Origin of the sequence: Sphingomonas sp., assembly GCF_050725575.1 — a bacterium.
GTDB lineage: Bacteria > Pseudomonadota > Alphaproteobacteria > Sphingomonadales > Sphingomonadaceae > Sphingomonas.
The window spans coordinates 24,978-35,394 of sequence record NZ_JBOHHW010000052.1 but is presented as its reverse complement, the minus strand read 5'-3'; the positions used below and the strand labels follow the sequence as shown (position 1 = coordinate 35,394).

The window sequence follows — 10,417 nt, the reverse complement described above, 5'->3', positions numbered from 1 at the left end:
ACGCAAAAGCCGCTCGATGCAGTGGCCAGAATCGACCCGATCTGGAGCGGCGATATGGGTGGATCGACCGATGTGTCGGACATCAGCTGGACCACGCCAACCATTGGGCTCGGCACCGCGACCTGGGTACCCGGCACGCCCGCGCATAGCTGGCAGGCGGTCGCTGCATCGGGGATGAGCATCGGGGCCAAGGGTGGTGTGGTCGCCGCCAAGACGATTGCGCTGACCGCCGCCGACCTGTTCCTGAGCCCGCAGACACTGGCTGAGGCCAAGGCGGAACTGGTCAAGGCGCGTGGCCCGAACTTCCGCTACGAGGCGATGCTCGGCGACCGCAAGCCGGCGCTTGATTATCGCAAGGCGGCCGGTGGCGGATCGGAGTGATCGGCCGGGCGTGATGCCTTGGAGCGATTTCGAGCTGAGTTGATCCACTCTCCTCCGCTCGCCCTGAGCTTGTCGAAGCCTGTCCTGAGCGCCTGCCTTGGCAGGCAGTCGAAGGGGGCCGTTCTTCTCTTTTCGACGCGGAAGAAGAGGGACGGTGCTTCGATGAGCTCAGCAGGAACGGTGGAAGGTAATTTCAGCCAAGTCGATGAGACTCTAGAAGAAGAACCCGACCAGCAGGGTCGTGTTCAACCCGATCACCACCGCTGCGATTCCCCAGGCAGTGACTTTCAGCCAGAGCGGATTGGCGAACGCGCCCATTGTGGTCCGGCTGCTGGTGAAGCTGACCAATGGCACGATCGCGAATGGCAGTTGCAGGCTGAGCACCACCTGGCTGAGCACCAGCAACTGCGTCGCGCCCGAGTTGCCCGCGATTGCCACGACGATCACCGCGGGCACGATCGCGATCATCCGCGTTACCATCCGCCGTATCCACACCTTGAGCTTCAGGTTGAGGAAGCCCTCCATCACGATCTGCCCGGCAAGTGTGCCGGTGACGGTCGAATTCTGTCCCGAGGCGAGCAAGGCGATGGCGAATACCACGCTCGCGGCTCCTGCACCCAGCGTCGGCGAGAGGAGCTTATAGGCCTGGTCGATATCGGCGACTTCGGTCTGGCCGGTGGTGTGGAACGCCGCCGCTGCGAGGATCAGAATCGAGGCATTGATAAACAGCGCAAGGCCAAGCGCGATGGTGCTGTCGAGCGTCGCGTGGCGCACCGCATCGCGCTTGCCCGCTTCGTCCTGACCGAACTTGCGCGTCTGCACGATCGACGAATGGAGATAGAGATTATGCGGCATCACCGTCGCGCCGAGGATGCCGATCGCGATGTACAGCATCGCCGGGTTGGTCACCACTTCGGTGGTCGGGATCAGCCCCTTGGCGATCGCTGCGATGCTCGGCTGGGCGATTGCCAGTTCATAGGCGAAGCAGCCCGCGATCACGATCAGCAGCGTGACGATGAACGCCTCGAGCTTGCGGAAACCAAAGCGCTGCAGCGAGAGGATGACCAGCACGTCGAAAGCAGTCAGGCAAACACCCGCGACGAGCGGGAGGCCGAACAGCAATTGTAGTGCGATTGCCGTGCCGAGCACTTCGGCCAGATCGCAGGCGATGATCGCCAATTCGCACAACAGCCACAGCGCGAAATTGACCGTGCGGCCATAATGTGCCCGGCACGCCTGGGCGAGATCGAGACCGGCGACGATGCCAAGCTTCGCCGACAGCGATTGCAGCACCATCGCCATCAGGTTCGACAGCAGGATGACCGAGAGCAGGGTATAGCCGAACGCCGACCCGCCGGCGAGGTCGGTCGCCCAGTTGCCCGGGTCCATATAGCCGACCGCGACGAGATAGCCCGGCCCGGCAAAGGCACCGAGCTTGCGCCAGAAGCGCCCCGCGCCGAGCGGCACGGCGATCGTGCGATAGCTTTCCGACAGCGACGGCGTGCGGGCTGGCACGGCACTGGCTTCGACGAAGGGCGGAGGCGGCGGCATCGGCTTTTTCACTCACCGATGCCGAGGCTTGCGTCAACCATCATGATCCTCCCCGTGTGTGGGGGAGGAACTCATCACGCATTCAATACCCGCCCCATCACCGCGTCGAGCTTGGCCAGCAGCGCCGGATCACGTACCTCGGGAGCCGTGATCAGCGCGGCGTCGAGGACGGTGTCGAGCGGGGAGGGGGTCCGTTTCTCCGGTAGGGCTGCAACGAGTGCTGCCACGGCCTGCCGCGCAATGGCCCCATTTGCGCCCATCTGTGCGATTACTTCGCTGACCTCGACATGATGTTCCTCCTCCCGCCAACAGTCATAATCCGTGACCATTCCGATCAGTGCGTAGGGCAGCTCGGCCTCGCGCGCGAGCTTGGCCTCGGGCATAGCGGTCATGCCGATCACGTCCGCCCCCCATTGGCGGTAGAGCAGGCTTTCCGCGCGGCTGGAGAATTGCGGGCCCTCCATGGCGAGATAGGTTGCTCCTTTGGCGACCGTGCCGCCCGCCGCGGTCACGGCTTCGGCGGCAAAGGCCGACAAACGCGGGCAGACCGGTTCGGCCATCGAGACATGCGCGACCATGCCGGTGCCGAAAAAGCTCGACGCGCGCGCGACGGTGCGGTCGATGAACTGATCGACCACCACGAAATTGCCCGGTGGCAATTCCTCGCGCAGCGACCCGATCGAGGAGATGGCGAGGATGTCGGTGCAGCCGGCGCGCTTGAGTGCATCGATATTGGCGCGTGCATTCAATTCGGACGGCGCGATCCGGTGTCCCCTTCCGTGACGGGGCAGAAACACCAGCTTGACTCCGTTGATCGATCCGAACAGCAATTTGTCCGATGGGTCGCCCCAGGGAGACTCGATATGCCGCCATTCGGCGTTTTCCAGCGCGTCGATCGCGTAAAGGCCGGATCCGCCGATGATTCCGATCGTCCAGTCATCATTCATTCGCCATTCCTCTGTAGCGCCCCGTTGCGGTGCTCGAGCTGTCCTTCCCTGGAGTCATAACATGCGTTTCGCCGCATTCTTCCCCGTATTTCTTTCCACGCTGATGCTTTTCCCTGTCGCGGCGCAAGCCGCTGAACCGGTGCTCGGCCGCTGGGTCACGCAGAACCAGAAGGCCGTGGTCGAGATCACCCCGTGCGGTGCCGCCGTGTGCGGGCATATCGTCAAACTGCTGCCCAAATCCGATGCCGGGAAGACGATGGATGAACGCAATTCCAACCCGAAACTGCGCACCCGTCCGCTGGTCGGCCTGCCGATCTTCCTCAGCATGAAGGCGGACGATGATGTCTGGCGTGGTCATCTGTATGACCCGCAATATGGCAATACTTATTCATCGGTGATCAGCCGCAACCCGGACGGGACGCTGCGCGTGAAAGGGTGCTTCTTCATTATCTGCAAGACGCAGACCTGGAAGCCGGCGGGCTGATTGGAGCGGGCTGGACAGGCTCTCGCCTCGCAGTCGCGCTGACGCGCTGAAAAGCCTAACAATGATAGCTTAAGGATTGCGCGCCATGACCGTTTCTACGGTAGGATGGAGGGCACCGTGGCTGCACAAAAGATCCTGTTTGGTACAGCAATTGCGGCCCTGGGCTCGACGCTGCCAGCGGTTGCGAGTGCGGCGCAAGGCAATCTCATTGTCGGCGCGACTGTCGTCTCGCCCTGTGCCATTTCGGTAGTACCGGCAGGAAAACGCCCGCAATCCAGCCTCAAATCCGCATCCGTCGATTGTGTTTCGTCGATGCAATCCTTCGTCATTGTGGATGATTTGGCGAAGGCTCTTCCTCGACCGGATCCACAGCGAAACAGCTCATCCGAGCCGCAAGACCCCATCGGAGACGCGGCTGCCGAGGTTGTTAAGATCATATTCTAACGATCGACCATTTCGCTGCGTAATCGATGTAGAATATAGATATCATCATAGAACAATTGCTGAAATACATAGTTTGTAACGCTAGCGTTACGACTTCAATGAAGTGATTGAGACTCTTGATTAATATTAATCATTGTCTAGGAGTTCTGGCTATGATAATGCGTCCAAATCGGTCATAAATTAACTTATCTGATTTTGATTTGATGCGGTCTGCACTTAAATATTTTTGAGTGGGATTTGCTGTGAGTGTTTAACGCACTCGCAAGATTGCGTGCGTGTATTGTCCGCAACTGTAGCGTATTCGAAAGGTTTTGTATGACCAAGCGTACCAAATTTCTCACATTGTGCTGGATCGGTGTCGCTAGCGCCGGCGTGCTGATTGCCCCCGCTGCGCAGGCGGCCACCACCACCACGACATTCCCGGTCACCGCCACCGTGCTCAAGGCCTGTGTCGTTTCCGCCAATCCCCTTCCGTTCGGGAATTACGATCCGACCGCGACAACGCCGGTCGATGCCACGACCACGCTTTCGGTGCTGTGCACCGTCGGCACGTCCTTCACGGTTGGCCTCAATGCGGGTACGGCGAGCGGCGCGACGGTCACAACGCGGCGCATGACGAACGGCGCGAACACGCTCAGCTATGCGCTGTACCAGGAAGCGGCGCGGACCAATAACTGGGGCAATACCCCGGGCACCGACACGCCGCTGGCGACCACGGCGCCGATCCTGCCGACGACCCTGACCGTCTATGGCCGACTGCCAGCCAGCCAGAATGTGCCGGCCGGCAGTTACACCGACACCATCACCGTCACCGTCAACTATTAAGGGCGGGATGATGCGCGCCCCGATGCGCGCAGGCGTTGCCGTCGTTGGCATGGTTTCGCTGGCGATGGCGGCGCAGGCGGTTTCGCTCCGGATTTATCCGGTCCGTATCGTGCTGAGCCCGAAAGCGCCGGTGCAGACGATGCGGATTCAGAACAGCAGCGGGGACTCCGCGCGCATCCAGGTGCGCGTTTTTGCCTGGAGCCAGGCCGGCGGCAAGGACGTGTTCGAAGAAACGCGTGACGTGCTGGCCAATCCCGGCCTGTTCGAGATCGCAGCGCAAGGGGAGCAGATCGCCCGTTTCGGGCTGCGCACCACCCCCGGTACGATCGAGAAAAGTTACCGCGTCTTCCTCGAAGAGGTACCGGATTCGCGTCCGACCCGCCCCGGCGAGGTGCGCACGCTGTTGCGGATCAGCGTCCCGATCTTCGTGCCGGCGCCCAATGCGATCGGCCGCCTCTCATGGCGTACCTGGGCAATGGGGCCGCGCAAGATGGCGCTGGCGATCAGCAATGACGGCACAGCTCATGTCCAGATCAACCGCCTCGCGTTGACGCGCCGGGACGGCACGAAACTGGGTGCCGATGATATGTCAGTCTATTTGCTGCCCGGCGCGTCGCAGCAGGTGGAGCTCGATATCGGTGCGCCGGTCCGCGTCGGAGAGGCGCTTAAACTGAACGCGGTGACGGATCAGGCGAATCTGTCGGCCGATCTCGTCAGCGAGGCGGGCCCGCGTGAAGCCGGCCGTCCTTAACAGCGCGATGGCCGCGCTCTGCCTCGTCGCCAACCCGGCCGCCGGAAGGGCACAGGCGGAGGGACACGACTTGCCCGAACCCCTGCGGCGCCCGGAAGGCGCGGAACTGGTCTTCCTCGCGGTCACGCTCAACGGCGCGCCGCAGGAGGGCGATTATCTAATCGCGCGGCAAGGCGGCAACTTCTTCTTCCGCTCGTCCGATCTCGCGCGCTGGCGTATCCGGTTTTCTCCGGCCGCGGCGATCACGATTGACAGGGAATCCTTTATCCCATTGGCCGCGCTTCCCGGCGCCACCGTGCAGTTCGATGCGGCCCGCCAGCACATCGCGCTGACGGTCCCCGCCGACCGGTTCGATGCACAGTCCATCTCGGGTTCAGCCGCTCGCGTAAGGCCGACCGATAGCGCCTTTGCGGCCTTTCTCAATTATGACCTGTCCTTCCAATATGATCGCAAGCTGCAGACCGCTGCCTTTCTGGAACTCGGCGTGTCGGACGATTGGGGGCTGCTCACCTCGACCATGGCGGTCGGTCAACAAGCAGGCGCCGGCAACCTCACACGCCTCGACAGCTATTTCCTGCGCGACTTCCCTGACAGCCTTACGCGGCTGGTGGTCGGCGATGCCGTCACCGACGCGCGCGACTGGTCGCGCCAGATCCGCTTCGGCGGTATCCGGCTCGGCACCGACTTCAGCCTGCAGCCCAATCTCGTCACCTTTCCTACGCCCGCCTTTACCGGCCGCACGGCGATCCCCTCCAACGTCGAACTGCTGGTCAACAATGCGCAGCGGTTCCAGACCGACGTGACGCAGGGCCCCTTTTCGATCGACCAGGTGCCGTTGGTGAACGGCGCGGGCGACGTGACATTGGTGATCCGTGACGCGCTTGGCGTCGAGCGCCGCGTGACATCCTCCTATTATGTCAGCTCGCGTCTGCTCAGCCGGGGTCTCAGCGCCTGGTCGCTCGAGGGCGGTGCAGAACGCCGTGACTATGGCATCCGCAACTTCAGTTACCGCAACCCCTTCGCTGCCGGTTCCTATCGCCGCGGGATCACTGACTGGCTCAGCCTAGAAGGCCGCACTGAGCTCAGCGGCGATGTCCAGATGGTCGGCGCGGGTGCCAATATCGTCTGGCCCGCGATCGGCGAGTTCGGGGTTGCCGGCGCGGTCTCGCGCGGCGGGGACGGGAAGGGCACGCTGTATCGCGTCTTCTTCAGCCGCATCACGCCCGGCTGGAACATCGCGGTCAGCTATCAGCACGCCTCGCGCGATTTCGACCAGCTCGGCATCTACCGCGACGAGGAGCGCATCACGCGCCAGCTTCAGGCGTCGGGCGGCGTCGCGCTGGGCCGCTGGGGCAATCTCGGTGTGGTCTATACCGATCTCGAATATGCCGATCGCAATCGCACGCGGCTCGCATCGGCCAGCTACAGCGTGGGGATCGGCGATCGCGGCTATGTTAGCCTGTTCGCGCTAAGGAGCGATATCGAGGGATTTGGCGTCGACACCACATTCGGCGTCGGCCTGACCATTCCGTTCGGATCGCGCGGCAGCGGCTATGTCCGGGCGGATAATCGCAACGCCCTGGCCGAGATCCGCCAGACACCGCCAACCCAGGGTGGCTGGGGCTATCGCCTCACTGCAGGCGTGGGTGAGAATGATCGTCAGCAGGCCGAACTGCTGTGGCGCGGCGATCCCGGGGAAGTCAGTGTCGAGGCCGGACGGGTCGAGGGCAATGCCGGCGTCAGGATGCTCGCCAGCGGCGGGCTGCTGTTCACCGGCGGACGCCCCTATGCGACGCGGCGGGTCGAGGATGCCGTGGGCGTGGTCGATGTGCCGGATCTCGCGGATGTTCGCATCTATCAGGAGAACCGGCCGATCACCCGCACCGACGCCAAGGGGCGTGCGATCATTCCGGATCTGCGCGCCTATGAGCAGAACCGGATCGCGATCGACCCCGGCGATATCCCGATCGATGCGCGCATGCCCAATGACACGCTGCTGGTTGTACCGCGCTATCGCGGCGCGGTCAGAGCGCACTTTGCGATTGAGAAGGACCATCCCGCCACCATCGTGCTGCAAGCGGCCGACGGTACGCCGGTCGAGGTCGGTACCACTGTACAACTGGATACGGGCGAGACGGCGTTCACCGGCTATGGCGGCGAAATTTTCGTGCGGGAGGTAAAGCCAGGTATGGCGATCGAGTTCGACACAGGGCAGGGGCCGTGCCGCGTGGTGCTCGGGGCGCTCCCCGCGGGTGAGATACTGCCGCGCATCGGACCATTGCGCTGCGGCGTCGCGGCCCGCACGCCATGACCATTCGGCGCCTCCTGCTGATGACGGCGGCGTTGCTCGGCTCGCTGCTGATTGCCACGCCGGCGCAGGCGGCCTGTGCGCAATTGTCGTTCTGCTCCTGCACTGTCACTGCCACCGGAATCAGTTTCGGCAATTATATCCCGGTCGATTCGACCAGCAATGATTCCTCCGGCACGGTGCGGGTCCGCTGCACCTTGCTGCTCGCGCTCGCCGGCTCATTCACGATCGATCTCAGTACCGGCTCGTCCGCCACCTATGCGCAACGCACGCTGCGCAACGGGGCGTCGGTGATCAATTACAATCTCTATCTCGATCCGGGCCGCAGCCAGATCTTTGGCAACGGCACCGGCGGCTCGTCGCGCATCACCTATAATTTCGCCGCGCTGCTGGGCGTCGATCAGAGTTTTACCGTCTATGGCCGCATTCCCGCGCGTCAGAATGTTCCCGCCGGCAATTACACCGATAGCATCATCGTCACGGTGACCTACTGACCCGCCAAGACCTCAGATCACCTGCATATCGCTGCCATAATGATACCAGGCGAAGATCGCCGCGGCGCCGCGGTGCGGGCGCCAGGCCTCCGCCAGTTCGCGGGTCAGCTTCTCGCTCGGGCGCGCTTCATGGCCGAGGATCCGGCCGACCTCGATCTGCACCGCCAGATCGCCCGCCGGCCAGATGTCGCCGCGCCCTTCGGCGAACAGCAGATAGACCTCTGCCGACCAGCGCCCGATGCCCTTGATCCGGACCAGCGCGGCGACCGCTTCCTCGTCATCGGCCGGCAGGTTTGCGAAGTCGAGCCGTCCGCTCGTCACTTCATCGGCGAGGCTGCGGGCATAGCTCGCCTTCTGGCGCGACAGGCCCGCCTCGCGCAATTGTTCGTCGGTCGCGCGCGTGATGTTGCCCGGATCGTCGAGGCTGCCGACCAACCCCTCCAGTTTGTTCCACACGCTCTGCGCCGCCTTGGTACTGACCTGCTGGCCGATGATCGTGCGCAGCAGCGTGGCATAGCCGCGCTCGCGAATGCGCGGCTCGGGATAGCCCACGCGCGCCAGCGCCGCGGCGAAGGCGGGCTCGGTCTTCGCAAGCACGTCGAGTGCCGTGCGAAGCTGATCTGCGGTCAGGCCCATATCATCTTGCCTTGATCGAGGATGCGCGGCGCGGCATGGCGGGTGCAAAGATCCGCACCGGAGGGAAGTTGCATGCCAAAGCTTATCGTCGTGACGCGCGAAGGGGAAGAACGCGAAATCGATGGCGAGGCGGGGCTTTCGGTCATGGAAGTCATCCGGGATGCCGGCATCGACGAGATCCTTGCGCTGTGTGGAGGCTGCTGCTCCTGCGCCACCTGCCATGTCCATGTCGATCCGGAATTTGCTGCCAAACTGCCGCCGATGAGCGAGGACGAGAACGACCTGCTCGATTCGTCGAGCGATCGTAACGAAAACTCGCGGCTGTCGTGCCAGATCGACTTCACCGATGCGCTCGACGGGTTGCGGGTGACGGTCGCTGCGGAGGATTGATCCTTTCCTCTCCATTGGGGGGTAGGTGAACGTGATATGACCGCATCGGCTGGCTGTTCCTGGCTGTTATGCCGCAAAATATCTTTTGCTGGCTGTTATGTTGGATCTTGCAGCCGGATTTTCGGCCACTTCTCAGTGCGTTGAGTCATCGCTGGCTGTTATCGAATAACAGCCAGCGAACAGCCAGCGAACAGCCAGCATATCAGCCAGGTAACAGCCAGCGGCATCGCTGTTCCGGCCGGAACAGCCAGCGCGAAAAGCATTCTAATTTTCCAGTCATGTCAAAGAGCAGGACAGGGGGCCGGGTAGCACTCTGTCCGGTGCTGCCCTGCCATGATCGCTCCCGGCATTGAATCGGGCGCCCCAAGGGGAGGGGCTATTTCGCGAAGCGCAGCACCGCCATCGGGGCGGTCCTGGACAGCGGGGTCGCTTTCCATGTCACCGTCTTGCGCGCGCCGGTGCTGGTCGGGCCATCTTCATTATTCTGGCTGACGATTTCGGCATTGGTGTCGAGCGTGAAGACGCCGTCGAGCTTGCTCGAGGCCTGGTCGGCGCCGGGCATGTCCATGCCCATATTCTTGCCCGAGCTTTCATTGGCGAAGGCCGGCGCCTTGAGGCGAACAGTGTTGTTCGCGCGTACCTCGACGATGATGAACGGGAAGACCGCCTCGGCATCGACATTATAGGGGAAGACGAAGCTGTGGGTCAGCGTGCCGGAAATCTGATAGTCGATGTCGAACTTGCCATCGCCGAGATAGGTGACCTTGCGATAGCCCGCCTCCTTCGACAGCGCCTCGGCGATCGCCTTGTTCCTGGTCTCGGCCGCAGCCTTTTTCGCGGCCGCCTTGGCCTTTTCGTCGACCTTGTCGTCGGTTTTCTCGTCCGTCGTTTGGCTGTCCTGCGCGGCGACCTTCCACAGTGCGGGCTTCGGCTCGACCTTGCCGCCGTCGTCGGTACCCGGTTCTGACGACTCGCCGGATGGCGTGTCGCCGGAGAAGGCACCACCCATGCCCTTGCCGATTTCATCGCTGACATCGATCGCAATCACTTCTCCGACATAGGAGAAGGTGAAGCTACGATCGGCGTTGATCGTCAGCTTCGACACGAACTTGCCCGGGGTGAGCACGCAGCTTGCGAGCGCGAGCGGCAGGAGCGCACCAATCATGATGCGCAGCAAACGTCCAGTCATGGCAAACCCCCGTTACG

At 62.8% G+C, this 10,417-nt stretch carries 11 protein-coding genes and 1 pseudogene; 8 read left to right on the top strand and 4 right to left on the bottom strand.

Features of this window, described 5'->3' with window-relative positions; all coding sequences use genetic code 11:
- Positions 1-381, top strand: a pseudogene (locus ACRECS_RS23320) (amidohydrolase); the annotation flags it as partial.
- A gap of 213 nt (positions 382-594) precedes the next feature.
- Here ACRECS_RS23320 and ACRECS_RS23315 read toward each other — a convergent pair.
- Both ACRECS_RS23315 and ACRECS_RS23310 read right to left on the bottom strand, forming a co-directional pair.
- On the bottom strand, positions 595-1,932 hold the full coding sequence (locus ACRECS_RS23315) for an Nramp family divalent metal transporter (protein WP_431585354.1): 1,338 nt from the start codon (positions 1,930-1,932) through the stop codon (positions 595-597).
- Positions 1,933-2,006: 74 nt separating this feature from the next.
- On the bottom strand, positions 2,007-2,879 hold the full coding sequence (locus ACRECS_RS23310; protein ID WP_431585353.1) for an S-methyl-5'-thioadenosine phosphorylase: 873 nt from the start codon (positions 2,877-2,879) through the stop codon (positions 2,007-2,009).
- Between the two features lie 61 nt (positions 2,880-2,940).
- Here ACRECS_RS23310 and ACRECS_RS23305 point away from each other — a divergent pair, with 61 nt between their 5' ends.
- From ACRECS_RS23305 to ACRECS_RS23280, 6 genes are all read left to right on the top strand, one after another.
- Positions 2,941-3,363, top strand: a complete 423-nt coding sequence (locus tag ACRECS_RS23305) for a DUF2147 domain-containing protein (RefSeq protein ID WP_431585352.1) — start codon at positions 2,941-2,943, stop codon at positions 3,361-3,363.
- Between the two features lie 117 nt (positions 3,364-3,480).
- The gene (locus ACRECS_RS23300; RefSeq protein ID WP_431585351.1) at positions 3,481-3,807 is read left to right on the top strand and encodes a hypothetical protein; all 327 of its coding nucleotides are present in this window, start codon (positions 3,481-3,483) and stop codon (positions 3,805-3,807) included.
- Positions 3,808-4,122: 315 nt separating this feature from the next.
- Positions 4,123-4,632, top strand: a complete 510-nt coding sequence (locus tag ACRECS_RS23295; protein WP_431585350.1) for a Csu type fimbrial protein — start codon at positions 4,123-4,125, stop codon at positions 4,630-4,632.
- A 10-nt stretch (positions 4,633-4,642) separates the two neighbouring features.
- On the top strand, positions 4,643-5,383 hold the full coding sequence (locus ACRECS_RS23290) for a fimbrial biogenesis chaperone (protein WP_431585349.1): 741 nt from the start codon (positions 4,643-4,645) through the stop codon (positions 5,381-5,383).
- Complete coding sequence (locus ACRECS_RS23285; protein ID WP_431585348.1) at positions 5,364-7,694, top strand: fimbria/pilus outer membrane usher protein; 2,331 nt, start codon at positions 5,364-5,366, stop codon at positions 7,692-7,694. The genes ACRECS_RS23290 and ACRECS_RS23285 overlap by 20 nt, the downstream gene beginning before the upstream one ends.
- A complete protein-coding gene (locus ACRECS_RS23280) occupies positions 7,691-8,185 on the top strand; it encodes a Csu type fimbrial protein (RefSeq protein ID WP_431585347.1) in 495 nt (164 codons plus the stop codon). Before ACRECS_RS23285 ends, ACRECS_RS23280 begins: the two co-directional genes overlap by 4 nt.
- A gap of 12 nt (positions 8,186-8,197) precedes the next feature.
- Here the strand turns inward: ACRECS_RS23280 and ACRECS_RS23275 are convergent, their stop codons facing one another.
- Positions 8,198-8,821: a DNA-3-methyladenine glycosylase family protein gene (locus ACRECS_RS23275; protein WP_431585346.1), complete on the bottom strand. Its 624-nt coding sequence runs from the start codon at positions 8,819-8,821 to the stop codon at positions 8,198-8,200.
- A 72-nt stretch (positions 8,822-8,893) separates the two neighbouring features.
- Here ACRECS_RS23275 and ACRECS_RS23270 point away from each other — a divergent pair, with 72 nt between their 5' ends.
- Positions 8,894-9,211: a 2Fe-2S iron-sulfur cluster-binding protein gene (locus ACRECS_RS23270; protein ID WP_187762501.1), complete on the top strand. Its 318-nt coding sequence runs from the start codon at positions 8,894-8,896 to the stop codon at positions 9,209-9,211.
- A gap of 376 nt (positions 9,212-9,587) precedes the next feature.
- Here the strand turns inward: ACRECS_RS23270 and ACRECS_RS23265 are convergent, their stop codons facing one another.
- Entirely contained in the window at positions 9,588-10,400 is an 813-nt protein-coding gene (locus ACRECS_RS23265; RefSeq protein ID WP_431585345.1) for a hypothetical protein, read from the bottom strand.
- Between the last annotated feature and the right edge of the window lie 17 nt (positions 10,401-10,417).

What these genes read in the sequence shown, in the direction of transcription:
- ACRECS_RS23315 (WP_431585354.1), bottom strand. Translation starts at nt 1,932, where the DNA reads ATGCCGCCGCCTCCGCCCTTCGTCGAAGCCAGTGCCGTGCCAGCCCGC.
- ACRECS_RS23310 (WP_431585353.1), bottom strand. Translation starts at nt 2,879, where the DNA reads ATGAATGATGACTGGACGATCGGAATCATCGGCGGATCCGGCCTTTAC.
- ACRECS_RS23305 (WP_431585352.1), top strand. Translation starts at nt 2,941, where the DNA reads ATGCGTTTCGCCGCATTCTTCCCCGTATTTCTTTCCACGCTGATGCTT.
- ACRECS_RS23295 (WP_431585350.1), top strand. Translation starts at nt 4,123, where the DNA reads ATGACCAAGCGTACCAAATTTCTCACATTGTGCTGGATCGGTGTCGCT.
- ACRECS_RS23290 (WP_431585349.1), top strand. Translation starts at nt 4,643, where the DNA reads ATGCGCGCCCCGATGCGCGCAGGCGTTGCCGTCGTTGGCATGGTTTCG.
- ACRECS_RS23280 (WP_431585347.1), top strand. Translation starts at nt 7,691, where the DNA reads ATGACCATTCGGCGCCTCCTGCTGATGACGGCGGCGTTGCTCGGCTCG.
- ACRECS_RS23275 (WP_431585346.1), bottom strand. Translation starts at nt 8,821, where the DNA reads ATGGGCCTGACCGCAGATCAGCTTCGCACGGCACTCGACGTGCTTGCG.
- ACRECS_RS23270 (WP_187762501.1), top strand. Translation starts at nt 8,894, where the DNA reads ATGCCAAAGCTTATCGTCGTGACGCGCGAAGGGGAAGAACGCGAAATC.
- ACRECS_RS23265 (WP_431585345.1), bottom strand. Translation starts at nt 10,400, where the DNA reads ATGACTGGACGTTTGCTGCGCATCATGATTGGTGCGCTCCTGCCGCTC.